Here is a 19,012-nt window from a genome sequence, read left to right as displayed (position 1 = left end):
GCCCCCAAAAACGAAAAAGCCCGCCAGATGGCGGGCTTTTTGTTTGGTCAGACGCGACGAGATCAGGCCTTGACCTGCTTCGCCGCCTCGTCGAGCGACTTTTCGACGGCGTCGAAGATGTCGTCGACCTGCTTGTCGTTGATGATCAGCGGCGGGCAGAAGGCGAGCGCGTCGCCCATGTTGCGGGAGATGATGCCGTTCTGCTGCAGGATGCCGTTGACGAGACCGCCGAGCGCGCCGACCGAACCCCAAGGCGCCTTGGTCGCCTTGTCGGTGACCAGTTCCATGGCGCCGATGAGGGCAACGCCGCGGACCTCGCCGACGAGGTCGTGCGAGGCGATTTTCGCCAGGCGCTTCTGCATGTGGGCGCCGACTTCGCGGGCATTGGCGACAAGGTTGCGCTCCTCGATGATCTTGAGGTTTTCGAGCGCCACGGCGGCGGCGACGGGATGGCCGCCGGCGGTGAAGCCATGGCCGAAGGTGCCGATGCGGTTGCTTTCGTCGGCGATCGGCTCGAACACCTTGTCGTTGATCATCAGCGCCGAGATCGGCAGGTAGGACGACGAGATCTGCTTCGACATGACCATGATGTCGGGCTGCATGGCGTAGGTCTCTGAGCCGAACATGTTGCCGGTGCGGCCGAAGCCGCAGATGACTTCATCGGCGACGAGCAGGATGTCGTACTTCCTGAGCACCGCCTGGATCTTTTCCCAGTAGCCGGCCGGCGGCACGACGACGCCGCCAGCACCCATGACCGGCTCGCCGAACATGGCAGCGATGGTCTCGGGGCCTTCAGCCAGGATCAGCTTTTCCAGATCGTCGGCGAGGCGGGTCGAGAACTGCTGCTCGGTCTCGCCAGGCAGCGCCTCGCGCCAATGGTGTGGCGACGAGGTGTGCAGCACGTTGGCGATCGGCAGGTCGAAGGACAGATGGTTGTTGGGCAGGCCGGTGAGGCTGGCCGAGGCGATGGTGACGCCGTGATAGGCGCGCTTGCGCGAGATGATCTTCTTGCGCTGGGGCTGACCTAGGGCGTTGGAGCGGAACCAGATCATCTTCATGGCCGTGTCGTTGGCCTCGGATCCGGAATTGGTGAAGAACGCCTTGCTCATCGGCACCGGCGCCATGGTGACCAGCTTCTCGGCAAGGTCGATCAGCGGCGAGTGACCCTTGTGGGTGAAGCTGTGGTAGTAGGGCAGCTTGGCCATCTGCTTCGTCGCCGCATCGACGAGGCGCTGCTCGGAGAAGCCGACGCCGACGCTCCACAGACCGGCCATCGCCTCAATGTAGCGCTTGCCCGAGATGTCTTCGACATAGATGCCATCGCCCTTTTCGATGATCAGCGGCCCGACCTCCTGGTGGCGGCGGGCGTTGGTGTAGGCGTGCATGTGGAATTTCTTGTCGCGCGCCTCGGGCGAATTCGGCTGGCTGTCCATGGTCGTTCCTCACTGGATGGAGCGTCGCCGGCAGGGCGACGATGACGTCGATCTTGCGGTGGCAGTCAGCGACCGCTTGCAAAATCCGTAAATTGTTGTTTGATGCATCATGTTTTTCATGTGGACCAATGTCAAGGGCCAGAGGGGCGGCAGGGGCAGGCCAGATAAGGCCAGAGCGCTGCACATGCCCAGTACCGACAAAGGGGCACGCGGCGGCTTGAAACCAAGCGGCATGCCATGGCGCCGCCACCAGGCGAGAGCGGACAACGCGCCGATGAACGAAGGGAACCGATGACCGAAGGTTTCGCCTTGCAGATGGTTGAGCACGACAATCTCGGCGAGATTGTTTACGGCCAGCTGTCGGATGCGCTGATCAAGGGGCGCTTCGCGCCCGACGCGCGGCTGACCATCCGCGATCTGGCGCAGTCGCTGGGCACATCGGTGACGCCTGTGCGCGATGCCATCCTCAGACTGATCCAGGACGAGGCGCTGGTGCAGAAATCGGCGCGCGAGGTGCGCGTGCCCGTCATGACGCTGGAACGCTATCTCGAGATCCGCCAGATCAGGATGAAGCTGGAGGGCCTTGCCGCGCGCGAGGCGGCGCTCAAGGCCGAGGCCAGGGACATTGCGCGGCTGCGCGGCCTCATCGCACAAAACGAGCATGCGATATCAGGTGAAGACTGGGCGTCAGCGCTTGAGCTCAACCAGACCTTCCACTTCGCGCTGGCCGAGATCGCATGCATGACGGTGCTGCGCGGCATCCTCAACCGGCTGTGGCTGCAGATGGGGCCGATGATCGCGGCGTCCTACCAGCATGGCGGCCGGGCGATGATCGACCATCACCACGTCATCCTGGCCGCCATCGAAGCCCGCGATGCCGACAGGGCCGAACGCGCCATCGTCGACGACATCAGGGGCGCAAGCTCGGTCATCATCGACCAGTTGGCAGCACTGAAGCCGGCCGGGAGCTCTGTCTGACATGGACACGGTCGACTGCATCGTCGCCGGCGCCGGCGTCATTGGCCTTGCCGTGGCGCGCGAGCTTAGCCGGCTCGGTATGGAAACGATCGTCGTCGAGGCGGCAGACGCCATCGGCACCGAGACCAGCTCGCGCAACTCCGAAGTGATCCACGCCGGCATCTATTATCCCCGAGGCAGCCTGAAGGCCGCGCTGTGCGTCGCCGGACGTGACAAACTCTACGCCTATGCCGACGAGCGCAACATTCCGCACAAGCGTTGCGGCAAGCTGATCGTGGCGACGCTGCCCGAGCAGGTGCCAACGCTGAAAGGCATCATCGAAAAGGCCAAGGCTTGCGGTGTCGACGACCTGATCATGCTGAGCGCCGACGAAGCGCAAGCGATGGAACCCTCGCTGAAGTGCGTGGCGGCGGTGCTGTCGCCCTCGACCGGCATCGTCGACAGCCATGCGCTGATGCTGTCGCTGCTCGGCGAGGCCGAGGAGCAAGGCGCTTATCTCAGCCTCAACACCGAGATCATTTCGGGGCGGATCGAGGACGATCGGTTCGTGCTGCACACACATGATCGCAGCACCGGCAGCGACTACGAGATCGCCAGCCGCCACTTCGTCAATGCTGCCGGGCTGGGCGCCAGCGCACTGGCCGGCAGACTTGAAAGGCTCGATCAACAGTTCGTGCCAAAACTTCGCCTGGCGCGCGGCAACTATTTCTCGGTTACCGGCAGGCCGGCCTTTTCCAGGCTGATTTACCCGGTGCCGGAGCCGGGCGGGCTCGGAGTGCACCTGACACTCGACCTCAATGGCGGCATGCGCTTTGGCCCGGACGTCGAATGGATCGAAGAAAAGGACTACACTGTCGATCCGCGCCGCGCCGACCATTTCTATGGCGAGATCCGCAAATACTGGCCCGACCTCGCCTACGGCGGCCTGAGCCCGACCTATAGCGGTATCCGTCCCAAGCTCTCCGGACCCGGTGAGCCGGCGGCCGACTTCGTCGTCCAGGGTCCGGAAACCCATGGGGTCGACAACCTCGTCAACCTGTTCGGCATCGAAAGCCCGGGGCTGACTTCGTCGCTGGCGATCGCCGAGCTTGTGGCGCGGAGGCTTCGCCAGACCTATGTGTAGCTCGACAGTTCCGGCGCGCCGGACCATTCGGCGACAACGCTGACCACCGCCCTCACCCGTTTACGACCGACCCAGCAAGGACACCCAATGTACCCCGAAGTGAAACTGTTCATCGATGGCAAATGGACCGCTGCCGAAGGCGGCAAGACCATCGACGTCTACAATCCCGCAACCAACGAGGTGATCGGCAAGGTCGCTTCAGCCGGCAAGGGCGACCTCGACCGGGCGCTCGCCGCCGCCAACCGCGGCTTCAAGGTCTGGCGCAAGGTTTCGCCCTACGAGCGCTCCAAGGTGCTGCGCCGCGCCGCCGACCTTCTGCGCGAACGCGCCGATGCGATCGCCGCGCTCTTGACGCAGGAACAGGGCAAGCCGGTCGGCGAAGCCAAGATGGAAGTCCTCTCCTCGGCCGACCTGTTCGACTGGTTCGCCGAGGAAGGCCGCCGCACCTATGGCCGCGTCATTCCGGCCCGCGCGCCCGGCATCCAGCAGATCGTCGTCAAGGAGCCGGTTGGCCCGGTGGCGGCATTCACGCCGTGGAACTTCCCGATTTCGCAGGCGGCGCGCAAGATCGGCGCCGCCCTTGCCACCGGTTGCTCGATCATCGTCAAGCCGCCGGAGGAAACGCCCGCGTCGCCGGCCTGCCTCGCCGACGTGTTCAAGGATGCCGGCCTGCCCGACGGCGTGCTCAATCTCGTCTATGGCAACCCGCCTGAGATCTCCGGCTACCTCATGCCGCACCCCGTCATCCGCAAGGTGTCGTTCACCGGCTCGGTGCCGGTCGGCAAGCATCTGGCGGCACTCGCCGGCACCCACATGAAGCGCGCGACGATGGAGCTTGGCGGCCATGCGCCAGCGATGGTGTTCGACGACGCCGACATCGACGCAGCGGCAACGACGCTCGCCGCGTCGAAGTTCCGCAATGGCGGCCAGGTCTGCGTGTCGCCGACGCGCTTCCTGATCCAGGAAGGCTCCTACGACCGCTTCCTCGGCAAGTTCGTCGAGCATGCCAAGGGCGTGAAGGTCGGCGACGGCCTGGAGGCAAGCAGCCGCATGGGTCCGCTGGTCAATGAACGCCGGCTGGAAGCCGTCGAGAAGCTGATCAACGAGGCGGTGGCCGACGGTGCCAAGCTCGAGACCGGCGGCAAGCGCATCGGCAACAAGGGCTCGTATTTCGAGCCGACGGTGCTGTCGGGCGTGCGCACCGACATGCGCATCATGAACGAGGAACCGTTCGGCCCGGTGGCGCTGGTGATGCCGTTCAAGACGTTCGAGGACGTGGTGACCGAGGCCAACCGCCTGCCCTACGGGCTTGCGGCCTATGCCTTCACCAAATCGAACAAGACGGTGACCGACCTCAGCGCCGAGATCGAAACCGGCATGCTGACGATCAACCATCTTGGTCTTGCCCTGCCGGAAACGCCGTTCGGCGGCGTCAAGGACAGCGGCTATGGCTCGGAAGGCGGCACGGAAGCGCTCGAAGCCTATCTGGTCACCAAGTTCGTGACACAGTCAGCCAACTGACCCCACAACGAAGCCGGCGCATCATCTGGGCGCCGGCTTTTCTTCAAGACGTCTTCGGCCGCTTCGACTGCAGGATGTTGCGGATCGAAAAACTCGAATGGATGCGGGCGAGACCCGGCAGCGCCGACAGGATTTCCTTGTGCACGCGCTCGAAATCGCCGGCGCTGGCCACCTCGACGCGCAGGAAATAGTCGGAGTCGCCGGTCATCAAATAGCACTCCTTGATCTCGGGGTAGCGCCGCACCGCAAGCTCGAAGCGGTTGAAATACTCCTCGGTCTGCCGCTCGAGCGTGATCTGGACGATGACGGCGATGCCCTCGTCGGAAGCGGCATTGCCGATAATCGCGGTGTAGCCGCGGATAACGCCCTCCTGTTCCAGGATCTGCACCCGCCTGAGGCACGCCGACGGCGACAGGCCAACCTCGGCTGCCAGGCTGGCATTGCTGACGCGCGCATTGGCGCGCAACGCCCGGATGATGCCGCGGTCGATCGCGTCCAGAGAGGGCATCGCAGTTCCTTTCAAAAAGACGCCGAAAATTTCACCAATGGCCTCCAGTTCGCACGATCGTCATCACATTGGCAAGATTTTCGCCGATCATTGCGGTATTCTTCCGGTCAAGGCGAGGACAGTTTCCGACATGACAACGGACGTGCAAAGCGACATCGAGGGCCGTGCGGCTTGCGGCGTGCTGACCATCGATCTCGGCGCGCTGGTGGCGAACTACCGGCAGCTGAGCCAGCGCAACGCGCCTGAGAGGACCGCCGCCGTGGTCAAGGCGGATGCCTATGGGCTCGGCGTGGCCGAGGTCGCGCCCGCGCTCTACGCCGCCGGCTGCCGCGATTTCTTCGTCGCCCATTTCATCGAGGCTGTCAGGCTGAAGCCACATTTGCCAGCCGACGCCCGCATCCTGGTTCTCAACGGCCTGATGCCGGGCAGCGAGGCAGACTGCGCCGACCTTGGCGTGGTGCCGGTGCTGAACTCGCTCGAACAGGTCGCCAATTGGTCGGCGACGGCCAAGTCGCGCGGCGCTATTCTGCCAGCAGCGCTCCAGGCCGACACCGGCATGTCGCGGCTTGGCCTCGAACCGCAGGAACTGGAGACGCTGCTGGCCGAACCCCACAGGCTCGACGGCGTCCACATCGACATCGTGATGAGCCATCTCGCCTGTGGCGACGAGCCGGCGCATGGCGCCAACGCCCGCCAGCTCGAACGCATGCGGGCGGTGCGCGCTCGTCTTCCTGACGCCAAGCTGTCCTTCGCCAATTCGGCCGGCATCTTCCTCGGCGACGACTTTCGCGGCGACGTGGCGCGCCCCGGCATCGCGCTCTACGGCGGTGCGCCGCTGGCTGGCAGCGACAATCCGATGCGCCAGGTCGTGCGGCTCGAAGTCGGCGTTGTCCAGACCCGCACAGTGCAGGCGGGCGCCGAGGTCGGCTATGGCGCAAGCTTCGTCGCCAAGTCGGAGATGCGGCTCGCCACCATCGCCGCCGGCTACGCCGACGGCCTGCCGCGCCATCTCAGCAATGCCGGCGCTGCCTATCTTGGCAATGTGCGCCTGCCGATCGTCGGCCGCGTGTCGATGGACAGCATCATCCTCGACGTCACAGCCTTGCCGGCTGGAACACTGAAGCTCGGCGACATGGTCGAGCTGATCGGCCCGCACCAGACGCTGGAGATGATCGCATCGGATGCCGGCACCATTTCCTACGAAATCCTGACCAGCCTGGGTCGGCGCTACAGACGCCGCTATCTCAGCCCGGCAGCGCGCTAAACCACAGGGGCAATCATGCGCATAGTCATTCTCGGTGCCGGTGTCATCGGCGTCACCTCCGCCTACTACCTGGCGAAGCAGGGTCACAAGGTGACCGTGCTCGACCGCCAGGCCGGTCCGGCACTGGAAACCAGCTTCGCCAATGCCGGCGAGATTTCGCCCGGCTACGCCTCGCCCTGGGCGGCGCCAGGCATTCCGCAGAAGGCGATGAAGTGGCTTTTCATGAAGCACGCGCCACTGATCATCCAGCCGATGCTCGACGTGTCGACCTGGCGCTGGGTGACGGCGATGCTGCGCAACTGCACCTCGGCACGCTATGCGCTGAACAAGAGCCGCATGGTGCGCCTCGCCGAATACAGCCGCGACCAGCTGATCGCCCTGCGCGACGACACCGGCATCCAGTACGACCACCGCACCCAGGGCACGCTGCAGCTGTTCCGCTACCAGAAGCAGCTCGACGGCATGGCCAAGGACATCGAGGTGCTGCAGAGCGACGGCGTGCCCTACGAGGTGCTCGATCCCGCCGGCTGCGTCGGCGCCGAGCCGGGCCTGGCACCAGTGCGCGAAAAGATCGCCGGCGGCCTGCGCCTGCCCAATGACGAGACCGGCGACTGCTTCAAGTTCACCAACGAACTGGCCAAGCTCGCCGAAGGCCTCGGCGTCGAGTTCCGCTACAATGTGAAGCTGGAAAGCCTGCGCCAGGAAGGCAAGCGTATCGTCGCCGTCCGCACCTCCGAAGGCGAGGTCGAGGCCGACATGTTCGTCGGCGCGCTCGGCAGCTTCACGCCGTCCTTCGTCAAGCCCCTTGGTCTTAGGGTGCCGGTCTATCCGGTCAAGGGCTACTCGATCACCGTGCCGATCGTCGATGAAAGCAAGGCGCCGGTGTCGACCATCATGGACGACACCTACAAGATCGCCATCACCCGCCTCGGCGACCGCATCCGCGTCGGCGGCATGGCCGAGATCGCCGGCTTCAACACCGACCTGTCGGCGTCGCGCAAGGCAACACTTCAGTTCTCGGTCGAGGATCTGTTCGGCGGCGCTGCCGACCAGAGCCGCGCCACCTTCTGGAGCGGCTTGCGGCCGATGACACCTGACGGTACGCCCGTCATCGGGCGCACCAAGTTCGACAATTTCTATCTCAACACCGGTCACGGCACGCTGGGCTGGACCATGGCCTGTGGCTCGGGCCGCGTGCTGGCCGACATGATCGGCGGCGTCCGCCCCGAGATCGACGTCTCGGATCTCGCGCTGTCGCGCTACGCCTGAGGTACATCCGGCGGGCGTCAGCCGGCACCGGCTGACGCCCGCCAGGCATTCGCATAGGCACGCCATTCCCGCGGCAACTCGGCTGCGCCGGCGTCTTCGACCTGGGGCACGCCGGAGGCCCCGCCGGCCAACAACGCGGCGCCGATGCTGGTGCCGGTGGCCTGGCCGGCCTGCGGCAGGACGTGCCGGCCGGCCGCGGCCTCCAGCATGTCGCAATAGAGCCTGTTTGCGGCGAACGGCCCTTCCACCACGATTGGCCCCTGTGCTCCGATGAGATCAAGGCAGGTCGCGGTCATCAGGGCGAGATAGAAGGCGGCGGCGACGTAGCGTTCGGACTGAGACGGCTCGCCGACCCACCGCGCGACCGCGGCCGGGAACGGCCCTGATCCCTGCTGTAGCGACGGCAGCAGCATGATCCCCTGCGCCAGCACGGCGCCCACCACGTCGTCGTCCCACCTGCCATCAGTGTTCGCTGTCAAAAGCTCGAACTCGCGGCCGCCCATGAAGCGTGCGGAACAGACCGGATCGCCAAGTCCGTTGACATTGATCAGCGTGTCGCGGGCCGGATCGAGCGTCACCTTGTGGCCGCCGACCGCCATCGAGACGACCCATGTGCCGGTCGAGACGACGGCGAAGGGCGCCTGTCGCTTGAGCAGATGCGGCAGCAGCGAGGCGTTGGAATCGTGGATGCCATTGTGCGCAGGCGTTGCCGGATCTAGGCCCGTGCGCGCCGCAATTTTGGGGCGGAGGCTGCCCAATCTCGCGCTGGGCGGAAGCAGCGGCGGAAACAGCTTGCGCCAGCCCATGCGATCGACCAGCGAAGAGAAGTCACCGGCCCGCGGGTTCCACAGGTCGGTGTGGCAGCCGAGCGACGTCACCTCGCTTGCCACGACGCCGGTCAACCGCCAGCTCCAGTATTGTGGATAGGTCAGGATCGTAGCGACCCGGGCAAAAGCATCGGGAAAGGCCTGGCTTTGCCAATGAAGCTGGGCACCGAGGTTGAGGCCCAGCGGCAAGGGCGGCGAGCCGGTCTCTTCGAAGCCCGGGCGCACAGCGTCGTATTGCGCCCGCACCGTGTCGGGCCCGCCATCCTCGTAGTCGAGCGCCGGCAGCGCGAGCCTGCCTTCGGCATCCAGCAGCACTGATGTAGCGCCATGGGTCGTCACCGAAATGGCGTCGACCTGCCTTTCCCGGCCAAACGCCGTGAGACTTTCGAGGATGAAGACCCAGATCGCCTCGACGTCGTGGTGACGGTAGAGGCCGTCGGCCAGCGGACGATTGGGCGTCTTGCGGACGGCGACTTCCGATAGCGTTTCGAGGTCGACAAGCGCCGCCTTGGCGTTGGTCTTGCCGATGTCGATGACGGCGACGGTTCGCGGCGTGGTCATTTCATATGGAAGACGGTTTGAAGCGGCACGGAGACCGGCTCGTTGTTCGCATTGGTCGCCATGATGTCGGCCATATGCGCCCACCAGCGCTTCATGACAGGATGGTCCGGCAGCGCCTCCATCGTGTGGTCCGCACGGCGCCACAAGACGCCGAATAGCGTGTTGGTCTGCTCGTCGAGATGGATCGAATAGTCGGAAACGCCAGCGTCCCTCAGCAGCGTCACCAGCTCGGGCCAGATCTCGTCATGGCGCCTGATGTACTCGGCCTTCATGCCAGGATTGAGCTGCATCTTGAAGGCGTATTTCTCAGCGCTCATGCCAGACGCCTCCTGCCAAAGCGGTCCCACAGGATCGGCAGCGCGATGACCATGATCAGCAGCAGGCCGATGAAGATCGACATGACGATGCCCGGCACGTTGAGCAGCCCCAGGCCGAAGGTGACCAAACCCATGATGAGCGCTGCCAGCACCACACCCAAGATGCTGCCGGCACCACCGAGGATGCTGACACCGCCGAGCACCACCATGGTGATGACCTCAAGCTCATAGCCTTGCGCGATCGACGGACGCGTCGAGCCGAGGCGCGAGGTGATCAGCACCGCCGCGATGCCCGACATCAGCCCGGTGAGGCAAAACAGGATGAACTTGATGCGCCCGACCCGCACGCCGGAAAACTGCGCCGCAACGGGATTGTTGCCGATAGCAAAGATGCGGCGGCCAAAGCTCGTCCGGTGCAGGACGAACCAGTAGACGACGGCTGCGAATCCAAACAGCGCCAGTTCGAACGATACGACCCACCAGACATAACCTTGGCCGAAGAAGGCGAATGAGGCGGGATAGCCTTTGTAGGCCTGGTCGCCGAGGATGATGAAGGCGATGCCGCGAAACAGGCTCATCGTGCCGATGGTGACGACGATCGACGGCAGGCCAAGACCGGTGACCAGCAAGCCGTTGAACGCGCCGCAGGCGAGCCCGACACCAATGCCGATCAGCACGAGGCCTGGCGTATCGACACCCACCTGTGCCGCCATGCCCATCAGCGTCGAGGCGAGCGCGATGATGGCGGCGACCGACAAGTCGATCTCGCCTGATATGATGAGCAGCGCCATGGCGAGCGCGATCAGGCCTTTTTCGGTGAAGTTGAAGGTCAGGTCGGAGAGCGACCAGACATCAAGGAAGTAGGGCGAGGCAAAGCTGTTGACGATGAAGATCGCAACCGCCACAGCGACCAGCAACGCCTCCCACGAAAAGATCGCCGAACGCAGCGGCTTGTCGAGCCGGTCGGGAATGCGCCGTGGCGTGGGTGTGGTGTCGGTCGCGCTCATGCCGCTTCCGCCTTCCTCAGGATGATACGGCCCTGCTTGCGCTCGCCGCGTGCGTTGAGCACCACGGCAAGCAGGATGGCGCTGCCCGAGATCGCCATCTGCCAGAAGGGCGAGACGTTGATGACGGGAAGTGCCGTCGAGATGATGCCGAGAAACAATGCGCCGAGCACCGCACCCGCGACCGAACCGATGCCGCCGGCGATCGAGATGCCGCCGATGACACATGCCGCGATGATGTTGAGCTCGTAGCCGTTGGCGACCTCGACAGAGGCGATGACGTAGCGCGAGATCCAGAGATAACCGCACAGGCCGGCGACCGCGCCCGAAATGCAGAAGGCGAGGAACTTGGTGCGGCCGACATCAATGCCGGCATAGACCGAGGCCGTCGGATTGACCCCGATGGCATAGAATGAACGGCCGACCGAGGTCCTGGTCAGCAGTATGAAGAACAGGACGATGACGACGATTGCGATCCACGACAGCACCGGCACGCCGAGCAACTGCAAGCGCTGCAGGCCGACGAAGGCCGGGCTCATCTGGTCTGCATTGACCCAGGCACCGCCTGAAATCAGGAAGGTGGCGCCGCGGTAGATTGTCAGCGTTCCCAGCGAGACGACGATCGAGGGGATGCCGAGCTTCCAGACCAGCAGGCCGTTGAGCGCGCCGAGCAGCAGGCCGACACCGATGGCGACCAGCATCAGCAGCGGGATGGGAAACGCCGGGAACGCCGCATTGATCATCGCCACCACCATGCCGGTGAAAGCGAGGTTCGAGGCCATGGAAAGGTCGATCGAGCGGGTCAGGATGACCACCATCTGCCCGAGCGCCAGGATCATCAGGATCGAGGTGTCGTTGAACACCGTCGCCAGATTGCCGGGGCGGGCAAAGCCGGGGAAGCGCACGGAGATCAGCGCAACGAGGGCGGCGATCGCGGCGAGCAGCCAGATTTCGCGATGTTTCAGCAGCGTCTTCATGCGGCGATCCCCGCGGCCGTCTGCACCAGCGTCACGGCGTCGAGCCCGTTGTTGTCGTAGACCGCCGCAATGCGGCCTTCGCGCATGACCACGACCCGGTCGGACATGCCGAGAATCTCGGGCAGTTCGGACGACACCATGATTACCGAAAGCCCTTGCGCCACCAGCTCGGCCATGAAGGCATGCACGGCGGCCTTGGAGCCGATGTCGATGCCCTTGGTCGGCTCGTCGAGTATGATCACCTTGGGATCGGTGGCGAGCCACTTGGCGATGACCACCTTCTGCTGGTTGCCGCCCGACAAGGTGCCGACATCCTGGCTGAGCGAGGATGCACGCAAATCAAGCCGCTCGGTGTATTTGCGCGCCAGACCGAATTCTTCCTGCAACTGCAGTACGCCCGACTTCGAGGTGCGCTTGAGCGACGGCAACGAGACGTTCTTGAAGATCGGCATGCCGATGACGACGCCCTGCTTGCCGCGTTCTTCCGGAACGTAGACGACACCTGCTTCGATGGCTTCCGCTGCGGAACGCGGCGTGACCGGCGCTCCGTCCAGCCTCATAGTGCCCCGGCTCGTCCTGGTGATGCCAAAGATCGCGTGCATGAGTTCGCTGCGGCCAGCGCCGACAAGACCGTAGAAGCCGAGGATCTCGCCCTTGTGCAGCTCGAAGCTGATGCCGTCGAATTCTGTCGGATGCGACAGGTCCGAAACGCTCAGCACCGGTGCTCCGATCTGCGGGTGGCGCTCGGGGAAGATATGATCGACGGCGCGGCCGACCATCATCTTGACGATCTCGTTTTGACTGGCATCCGCAAGCAGCCCCTCGCCTACCATCTCGCCGTCGCGGAAGACGGTGTAGCGCTCGGCGATGCGGTAGATCTCATCAAACTTGTGGCTGATGAACAGGATCGCCTTGCCGTCGCGCTTGAGCAGTTCGATCAGTTCGAACAGGTCCTCGATTTCCTTGGCCGAAAGGGCTGCGGTCGGCTCGTCCATGATGACGATCTGTGCGTCGATCGACATGGCGCGGGCAACAGCCACGAGATGCTTGTTGGCGATGCCGAGATCCTTGAGCCGCGCATCGGGATCGATATGGGCAGCACCCATGACTTTCAGCACTTCGGTTGCCCGACTGCGCATGGTGCGCCAGTCGATGGTGCCGAAGTGCGTACGCGGCGCATGGCCGAGGAAGATGTTCTCCGCCACAGACAGATCGTCGAACAGCACCGTTTCCTGGTGGATCGCGGTGATGCCCTGTTCGAAGGCGTCATGCGCGCTGGTCAGCGAAACCTGCCTGCCATCGACCGTGATCGTGCCGGCGTCGGGCCGGTAGATGCCGGTCAGGATCTTGACCAGCGTCGACTTGCCGGCACCGTTTTCGCCGATCAGCGCGGTCACCTGGCCGGGATAGAGCGACAGGCCGACATTGTGCAGCGCACGCACGCCCGGGAAGGTCTTGGTGATGCCGGCGAGCGTCATTCGCGGCATGGCAGGATGCTCGCGCATGGGCGTCTCGATTGTCTGGGCTTTCGTGTCCATATCCGTCTCAGGCCCTGTGGCAGGTCTGGTGGAAGGCGCGGCGGGACCATAGCCCCGCCGGCCGCGGATTTGCGGGATCAGTAGATCTTCGAGAACTCTTCGATGTTTGTCTTGTCGAAGGTGAAGGGTGCAGCCATCGGCGCCGAGTTGGTGTCGTCGAGCGTGACTTCACCGACGCGGCCGATCGGCAGCTTCGCACCCGGCTTGGCTTCCATTTTCTTCACCGCCAGATCATGGGCGAGGTAGACGGCGGAGTAGCCGAGGTCGATCGGGTTCCACAAGGCAACGGCCTGCGAGGCCCCGTTGTCGATGAACTTCTTGAACTCGGACGGCAGCGCAAGACCGGTGACATTGACCTTGCCGATCAGGTTCTCGTCGGTGACGACCTGGGCGGCGGCGACGACGCCAACGGTGGTCGGCGCGATGATCGCCTTGAGGTTGGGGTAGGACTTGAGCAGGCCCTTGGCCTCGTCGGTGCTCTTGGCCGAATCGTCATCGCCATAGACGGTGGCGACGAGGTTGATCTTGGGGAACTTCTCCGGCAGCGCCTTCTTGGCCGCTTCGATCCAGGCGTTCTGGTTGGTCGCGGTCGAGGATGCCGACAGGATGGCGACGTCGCCGCCTTCGGGCAGGTAGTCGGCGGCGAGCTTGACGATGGTTTCGCCGATCAGGTTGGTGTCGGACGGGTTGAGATGCATCTGACGGCCTTCGGGAGCAACGCCCGAATCCCAGGAGATGACGGTGATACCGCGTTCCATCGCCTTCTTGAGAGCCGGCACCAGCGCGTCGGCGTCATTGGCCGAGATGGCGATGGCGTTGACCTTCTGGGCGATCAGCGCGTTGACCACTTCGATCTGGGCTTCGGCGGTTGCCTTGGTCGGGCCGGTATAGATCACCTCGACATCGCCGAGTTCCTTGGCCGCCTCTTGCGCGCCCTTGTTGGCGGCATCGAAGAAGCCGTTGCCGAGCGACTTCACCACCAGGGCGATCTTGACGTTTTCGGCATGCGCGGCAGTTGCGAACATGGCGGCCGACAGTGCTGCGGCAACCATCAGTTTCCTCAGAATGCTCATCGTTTCCTCCCTAGAGCGTTGCATTCCATCAGCACTGCGGCGCGAGGCCATCCCTCATGCCTGCAGCGAAGATTCCTCGGTATTCCTCACCTGGCTTTTGGCGACGACCAGCGTCACGCCGGCGTTCTCCAGCATGGTGGCCTCACGGTCCTCGATGCCCTCGTCGGTGATGACGGTGGCGATCCGCGCCAGCCCGCACAGGATCAGGCTCGATCGCTGCTTGAACTTCGAGGAGTCGACCAGAACGACGAGTTCGTCAGCCTGGTCGATCAGCTTCTGCTCGGCCTGGATCAGCAGCGGGTCGCCTTCCATCAGGCCGAGCGGCCCCAGCCCCTGCGCGCCCATGAACATGCGCCTGGCATAGAAGTTGCGCGTCACGTCGTTGTCGAAGGGCGACAGGATGATGTTCTGCTCGCGGTAGATCGTGCCGCCCGACAGCATCACCGTGTTCTTCGAATGCTTGAGCAGGTGCTCGGCAATCGGGAAGGAGTTGGTGAAGATCGGCATGCGCCGGTTGGTCAGGAAGTGCACCATCTGGAAGGTGGTGGTGCCGCCATTGATGATGATCGGCTCGCCATCCTTGCAAAGCTCCACGGCCTCGCGGGCGATGGCCCGCTTCTTGGAGGCGTTGAGCGTCTCGTTGACGCTGAAGGGACGGCCGGCAAGGCCGACGAACTGCGGCGGGGTGATCGCCTCGGCGCCGCCGCGCACCCGGCGCAGGCGCTTCTGGACATGGAGAGCTGCGATGTCGCGCCGGATCGTCGCCTCTGACGACGAGGTCAGATCGACCAGTTCCTGTACCGTCACCACAGGCTTTTCCTGGACGGCGGACAGAATGATCCGATGGCGCTCTTTTTCGTGCATGGTTCCTCCCTGCATGGTCATTAACTCACCGCAACCGCGCAGTGTCAATCATTTCCAATCATATATTTTCATTGTGCAGTGCATCATGATCGATATTGATCGTTTCTGATTGACACGCCGCGGCGGGTCGTGTGATTTTGACACCTATCACAGCACCGCGGTCTCGTGTGCACCGGGAGGAACCGACATGTCAGAAACGCGCTCCAGCTCGCGCCTCGCCAACCTCTGGGATGACGCGAAAGCAGCCGCCATGAACGAGCCGCAGCGCCTGCTCTATCGCTCCAATCTGCTTGGCTCCGACAAGCGCATTACCAATTTTGGCGGCGGCAACACCTCGGCCAAGGTGATGGAGAAGGACCCGTTGACCGGTGCCATGGTCGAAGTGCTGTGGGTCAAGGGCTCGGGCGGCGACGTCGGCACGATCAAGCTCGACGGCTTTTCGACGCTCTACCAGGACAAGCTGAACGGCCTGAAGCAGATCTATCGCGGCGTCGAATTCGAAGATGAGATGGTCGGCTACCTGCCGCATTGCACGTTCAACCTGAACCCTCGCGCGGCCTCGATCGACACGCCACTGCACGCCTATGTGCCGAAGAAGCATGTCGACCACATGCATCCCGACGCGATCATCGCCATTGCCGCCTCGAAGAACAGCCGCGAGCTGACCAGGGCTATCTTTGGCGGCGAGATCGGCTGGCTGCCGTGGAAGAAGCCCGGCTACGAGCTGGGATTGTGTCTGGAGAAGTTCTGTCTCGAAAATCCCGATGCCACGGGCGTCGTGCTCGAGAGCCACGGCCTGTTCACCTGGGGCGACACGGCCAAGGACAGCTACGAAACCACCATCCGCATCATCAACCGCGCCATCGAATGGTTCGAGCAGAACACCGCCGGCAAGACGATTTTCGGCGGCGTCGCCCGCCCCACGCTGTCGGCAACCGAACGGCGCACTGTGGCGGCAAGGCTGATGCCGGCAATCCGCGGCCTGATCTCCGCCTCCGAGCCGAAGATCGGCCATTTCGACGACCAGAACGCGGTGCTGGAGTTCGTCGGCTCGAACGAGCTCGAAAGCCTGGCCGCGCTCGGTACCAGCTGCCCCGACCACTTCCTGCGCACCAAGATCCGCCCGCTGGTGGTCGATTTCGATCCGGCTAAGCCCGACATCGACAAGACCCTGGCCGGCCTCACTGAGGCCGTCGAGGAGTATCGCAAAGGCTATGCCGCCTATTACGAGCGCTGCAAGCGCGCCGACTCGCCCGCCATCCGCGACCCCAATGCGGTCGTCTATCTCGTGCCAGGCGTCGGCATGATCACCTTTGCCAAGGACAAGGCGACGGCCCGCATCTCGGGCGAGTTCTACGTCAACGCCATCAACGTCATGCGTGGCGCCTCGACGGTGTCGACCTATGTCGGCCTGCCCGAGCAGGAAGCCTTCGACATCGAATACTGGCTGCTCGAAGAGGCAAAGCTGCAGCGCATGCCAAAGCCGAAATCACTGGCCGGCCGCGTAGCACTTGTCACCGGCGGCGCCGGCGGCATCGGCAAGGCGACGGCGGCACGGTTGCTGCGCGAAGGTGCTTGCGTGGTGCTGGCCGACATCGACCAGTCGGCGCTCGAAGCGGCGGAGCAGGATCTGTCCAGCGCTTTCGGCAAGGACTTCGTGCGTCCCGTGCGCATCGACGTGACCAGCGAGGAGCAGGTCATATCAGGCTTCACGCAAACGTCGGTCGAGTTCGGCGGCATCGACATACTGGTATCCAATGCCGGCCTCGCGTCTTCCGCACCGATCGAGGAGACGACGCTCGCTTTGTGGAACAAGAACATGGACATCCTGGCGACGGGCTATTTCCTTGTGTCGCGCGAGGCGTTCAAGCTGTTTCGCACCCAAAAGATCGGCGGCAACGTCGTCTTCGTCGCCTCGAAGAACGGCCTCGCTGCCTCGCCCAATGCGGCGGCCTATTGCACCGCAAAGGCTGCAGAAATCCATCTCGCGCGCTGCCTCGCGCTGGAAGGGGCGGGCGAGCAGATCCGCGTCAACGTCGTCAATCCCGATGCTGTTTTGCGCGGCTCGAAGATATGGACCGGCGAGTGGAAGGAACAGCGCGCGGCGGCCTACAACATGTCGACCGACGAACTGGAGGAGCATTACCGTTCACGCTCGATGCTGAAGCGCTCGGTATTCCCCGAAGACATTGCCGAGGCGATCTACTTCTTCGCCTCCGACATGTCGGCCAAATCGACCGGCAACATCATCAATGTCGACGCCGGCAACGCGCAGAGTTTTACGCGATAACAAGTTCGGGACGGGGAGGAATTGCTGATGGAACATGTGATCGACAAGACCGTCGTCGAAAAGGACAACGCCGCGCGTGAAGGCAACCTGCGACGCGACTACGACACGCTTGGCGAGCAGCTCGAGCGGCGCGGCATCAAGATCGACGCCATCCGCGACAAGGTCCAGAATTTCGGCGTTGCGATCCCGTCCTGGGGTGTCGGCACTGGCGGCACGCGCTTCGCGCGCTTTCCGGGGGCAGGCGAACCACGCGACATCTTCGACAAGATCGAGGACTGCGCCGTCATCAACGAGCTGACCAAGGCGACACCCAGCGTGTCGCTGCATATTCCCTGGGACAAGGCCGACGCCAACCGGCTGAAGCAGGCGGCGAGCCGCTTCGGCCTCGGCTTCGATGCGATGAACTCCAACACCTTCTCCGACGCCAAGGACCAGGCACGTTCCTACAAATACGGCTCGCTGTCGCATGCCGACGCCGGCACGCGCCAGCAGGCCATCGAGCACAATCTCGAATGCATAGAGATCGGCAGGACGCTCGGCTCGAAGGCGCTGACGGTATGGATCGGCGACGGCTCGAACTTTCCCGGCCAGGTCAATTTCGCCAGTGCATTCGAGCGCTATCTCCATTCGATGCGCGAGATCTATGCCGCCCTACCGGACGACTGGCGGCTGTTTTCCGAGCACAAGATGTATGAGCCGGCCTTCTATTCGACGGTCGTGCAGGACTGGGGCACCAACTACATCATCGCAAAGGAATTGGGACCGAAGGCGTTCTGCCTCGTCGACCTTGGCCACCACGCGCCCAACGTCAACATCGAGATGATCGTGTCGCGGCTGATCCAGTTCAAGAAGCTGGGCGGCTTCCATTTCAACGATTCGAAATATGGCGACGACGATCTCGATGCCGGCTCGATCGATCCCTATCGGCTGTTTCTCGTCTTCAATGAGTTGGTCGACGCCGAGCTGAACCACGCCGAGGGTTTCAACCCCGCCCACATGCTCGACCAGAGCCACAACGTCACCGACCCGATCGAGAGCCTGATGCTGTCGGCAGTGGAGGTGCAGCGCGCTTATGCGACGGCATTGCTGGTCGACCGCAAGGCACTGGAAGGTTTCCAGGACGCCAATGACGCGCTGATGGCAACGCAGACGCTGAAGGCGGCCTACCGCACCGATGTCGAGCCGATCCTTGCCATGGCGCGGCTCAAATCAGGCGGCGCCATCGATCCCGTCGCCGCCTATCGCGCGGCTGGTCACCGCGCCAAGGTGGCGGCGGCGCGTCCAGCAGCAGTCGGCGGCAGCGGCGGAATCGTCTAGCACCGCCTCCATTCGCCTGACTGAAAGAGACCGCGCTCGCTCGGGCGCGGTTCGCATGCTTTTTCATGCGGCGATGGTGCTCCTGCATACCCTACCTGCTTGATTTCATGCACTTTCGCGCAACCTGCCGCGCCAGCCAAAGCACGGT

16 protein-coding genes are annotated in these 19,012 nt (G+C 63.8%); 7 read left to right on the top strand and 9 right to left on the bottom strand.

The features are described from left to right. Positions 1-62: 62 nt before the first annotated feature. Positions 63-1,433, bottom strand: a complete 1,371-nt coding sequence (locus J1C56_RS30795; RefSeq protein ID WP_214393722.1) for an aspartate aminotransferase family protein — start codon at positions 1,431-1,433, stop codon at positions 63-65. 291 nt (positions 1,434-1,724) lie between these two features. Here J1C56_RS30795 and J1C56_RS30790 point away from each other — a divergent pair, with 291 nt between their 5' ends. From J1C56_RS30790 to J1C56_RS30780, 3 genes are all read left to right on the top strand, one after another. Beyond that, positions 1,725-2,411: a GntR family transcriptional regulator gene (locus tag J1C56_RS30790; protein ID WP_214393721.1), complete on the top strand. Its 687-nt coding sequence runs from the start codon at positions 1,725-1,727 to the stop codon at positions 2,409-2,411. A 1-nt stretch (position 2,412) separates the two neighbouring features. Continuing rightward, positions 2,413-3,534 carry an NAD(P)/FAD-dependent oxidoreductase gene (locus J1C56_RS30785; protein ID WP_214393720.1) on the top strand — a complete coding sequence of 374 codons (1,122 nt, stop codon included), beginning with the start codon at positions 2,413-2,415 and terminating at the stop codon, positions 3,532-3,534. Between the two features lie 87 nt (positions 3,535-3,621). Further along, a complete protein-coding gene (locus J1C56_RS30780; RefSeq protein ID WP_214393719.1) occupies positions 3,622-5,055 on the top strand; it encodes an NAD-dependent succinate-semialdehyde dehydrogenase in 1,434 nt (477 codons plus the stop codon). 43 nt (positions 5,056-5,098) lie between these two features. On the opposite strand, the gene J1C56_RS30775 is transcribed toward J1C56_RS30780, so the two are convergent. Then, the gene (locus J1C56_RS30775) at positions 5,099-5,563 is read right to left on the bottom strand and encodes an Lrp/AsnC family transcriptional regulator (RefSeq protein ID WP_214393718.1); all 465 of its coding nucleotides are present in this window, start codon (positions 5,561-5,563) and stop codon (positions 5,099-5,101) included. A 130-nt stretch (positions 5,564-5,693) separates the two neighbouring features. Between J1C56_RS30775 and alr the strand changes: the two genes are divergently transcribed. Beyond that, a complete protein-coding gene (alr, locus tag J1C56_RS30770; protein ID WP_214393717.1) occupies positions 5,694-6,827 on the top strand; it encodes an alanine racemase in 1,134 nt (377 codons plus the stop codon). Between the two features lie 15 nt (positions 6,828-6,842). Beyond that, the gene (locus tag J1C56_RS30765; protein WP_214393716.1) at positions 6,843-8,096 is read left to right on the top strand and encodes a D-amino acid dehydrogenase; all 1,254 of its coding nucleotides are present in this window, start codon (positions 6,843-6,845) and stop codon (positions 8,094-8,096) included. 17 nt (positions 8,097-8,113) lie between these two features. On the opposite strand, the gene J1C56_RS30760 is transcribed toward J1C56_RS30765, so the two are convergent. The 7 genes from J1C56_RS30760 to J1C56_RS30730 form a co-directional block, all read right to left on the bottom strand. Beyond that, on the bottom strand, positions 8,114-9,484 hold the full coding sequence (locus J1C56_RS30760; RefSeq protein WP_214393715.1) for an FGGY-family carbohydrate kinase: 1,371 nt from the start codon (positions 9,482-9,484) through the stop codon (positions 8,114-8,116). Next, a complete protein-coding gene (gene rhaM, locus J1C56_RS30755; protein WP_214393714.1) occupies positions 9,481-9,801 on the bottom strand; it encodes an L-rhamnose mutarotase in 321 nt (106 codons plus the stop codon). Before rhaM ends, J1C56_RS30760 begins: the two co-directional genes overlap by 4 nt. Beyond that, the gene (locus J1C56_RS30750; RefSeq protein WP_214393713.1) at positions 9,798-10,808 is read right to left on the bottom strand and encodes an ABC transporter permease; all 1,011 of its coding nucleotides are present in this window, start codon (positions 10,806-10,808) and stop codon (positions 9,798-9,800) included. Before J1C56_RS30750 ends, rhaM begins: the two co-directional genes overlap by 4 nt. Further along, positions 10,805-11,782: an ABC transporter permease gene (locus J1C56_RS30745; RefSeq protein ID WP_214393712.1), complete on the bottom strand. Its 978-nt coding sequence runs from the start codon at positions 11,780-11,782 to the stop codon at positions 10,805-10,807. Before J1C56_RS30745 ends, J1C56_RS30750 begins: the two co-directional genes overlap by 4 nt. Continuing rightward, on the bottom strand, positions 11,779-13,320 hold the full coding sequence (locus tag J1C56_RS30740) for a sugar ABC transporter ATP-binding protein (RefSeq protein ID WP_214393711.1): 1,542 nt from the start codon (positions 13,318-13,320) through the stop codon (positions 11,779-11,781). Before J1C56_RS30740 ends, J1C56_RS30745 begins: the two co-directional genes overlap by 4 nt. Positions 13,321-13,397: 77 nt before the next feature. Continuing rightward, complete coding sequence (gene rhaS, locus J1C56_RS30735; RefSeq protein WP_214393710.1) at positions 13,398-14,393, bottom strand: rhamnose ABC transporter substrate-binding protein; 996 nt, start codon at positions 14,391-14,393, stop codon at positions 13,398-13,400. A 54-nt stretch (positions 14,394-14,447) separates the two neighbouring features. After that, positions 14,448-15,257: a DeoR/GlpR family DNA-binding transcription regulator gene (locus tag J1C56_RS30730; protein ID WP_214393709.1), complete on the bottom strand. Its 810-nt coding sequence runs from the start codon at positions 15,255-15,257 to the stop codon at positions 14,448-14,450. A gap of 187 nt (positions 15,258-15,444) precedes the next feature. On the opposite strand from J1C56_RS30730, the gene J1C56_RS30725 reads away from it, so the two are divergent. Both J1C56_RS30725 and rhaI read left to right on the top strand, forming a co-directional pair. Next, complete coding sequence (locus tag J1C56_RS30725) at positions 15,445-17,547, top strand: bifunctional rhamnulose-1-phosphate aldolase/short-chain dehydrogenase (RefSeq protein WP_214393708.1); 2,103 nt, start codon at positions 15,445-15,447, stop codon at positions 17,545-17,547. Between the two features lie 27 nt (positions 17,548-17,574). Continuing rightward, positions 17,575-18,864 (top strand): L-rhamnose catabolism isomerase, encoded by a 1,290-nt coding sequence (rhaI, locus tag J1C56_RS30720; RefSeq protein WP_214393707.1) that lies wholly within the window; start codon positions 17,575-17,577, stop codon positions 18,862-18,864. Positions 18,865-19,012 lie beyond the last annotated feature (148 nt).

Origin of the sequence: Aminobacter anthyllidis (genome assembly GCF_018555685.1) — a bacterium.
GTDB classification, from domain to species: domain Bacteria; phylum Pseudomonadota; class Alphaproteobacteria; order Rhizobiales; family Rhizobiaceae; genus Aminobacter; species Aminobacter anthyllidis.
Note: the sequence above shows the minus strand (reverse complement) of the source record. Positions and strands in the feature narration are given on the sequence as shown.

Bases quoted from the DNA above. Each gene is read 5' to 3' on its own strand.
- J1C56_RS30765 (WP_214393716.1), top strand. From the start codon at position 6,843: ATGCGCATAGTCATTCTCGGTGCCGGTGTCATCGGCGTCACCTCCGCC.
- J1C56_RS30760 (WP_214393715.1), bottom strand. From the start codon at position 9,484: ATGACCACGCCGCGAACCGTCGCCGTCATCGACATCGGCAAGACCAAC.
- alr (WP_214393717.1), top strand. From the start codon at position 5,694: ATGACAACGGACGTGCAAAGCGACATCGAGGGCCGTGCGGCTTGCGGC.
- J1C56_RS30745 (WP_214393712.1), bottom strand. From the start codon at position 11,782: ATGAAGACGCTGCTGAAACATCGCGAAATCTGGCTGCTCGCCGCGATC.
- J1C56_RS30730 (WP_214393709.1), bottom strand. From the start codon at position 15,257: ATGCACGAAAAAGAGCGCCATCGGATCATTCTGTCCGCCGTCCAGGAA.
- J1C56_RS30775 (WP_214393718.1), bottom strand. From the start codon at position 5,563: ATGCCCTCTCTGGACGCGATCGACCGCGGCATCATCCGGGCGTTGCGC.
- rhaI (WP_214393707.1), top strand. From the start codon at position 17,575: ATGGAACATGTGATCGACAAGACCGTCGTCGAAAAGGACAACGCCGCG.
- J1C56_RS30790 (WP_214393721.1), top strand. From the start codon at position 1,725: ATGACCGAAGGTTTCGCCTTGCAGATGGTTGAGCACGACAATCTCGGC.
- J1C56_RS30785 (WP_214393720.1), top strand. From the start codon at position 2,413: ATGGACACGGTCGACTGCATCGTCGCCGGCGCCGGCGTCATTGGCCTT.
- J1C56_RS30750 (WP_214393713.1), bottom strand. From the start codon at position 10,808: ATGAGCGCGACCGACACCACACCCACGCCACGGCGCATTCCCGACCGG.
- rhaM (WP_214393714.1), bottom strand. From the start codon at position 9,801: ATGAGCGCTGAGAAATACGCCTTCAAGATGCAGCTCAATCCTGGCATG.
- rhaS (WP_214393710.1), bottom strand. From the start codon at position 14,393: ATGAGCATTCTGAGGAAACTGATGGTTGCCGCAGCACTGTCGGCCGCC.
- J1C56_RS30795 (WP_214393722.1), bottom strand. From the start codon at position 1,433: ATGGACAGCCAGCCGAATTCGCCCGAGGCGCGCGACAAGAAATTCCAC.
- J1C56_RS30740 (WP_214393711.1), bottom strand. From the start codon at position 13,320: ATGGACACGAAAGCCCAGACAATCGAGACGCCCATGCGCGAGCATCCT.
- J1C56_RS30725 (WP_214393708.1), top strand. From the start codon at position 15,445: ATGTCAGAAACGCGCTCCAGCTCGCGCCTCGCCAACCTCTGGGATGAC.
- J1C56_RS30780 (WP_214393719.1), top strand. From the start codon at position 3,622: ATGTACCCCGAAGTGAAACTGTTCATCGATGGCAAATGGACCGCTGCC.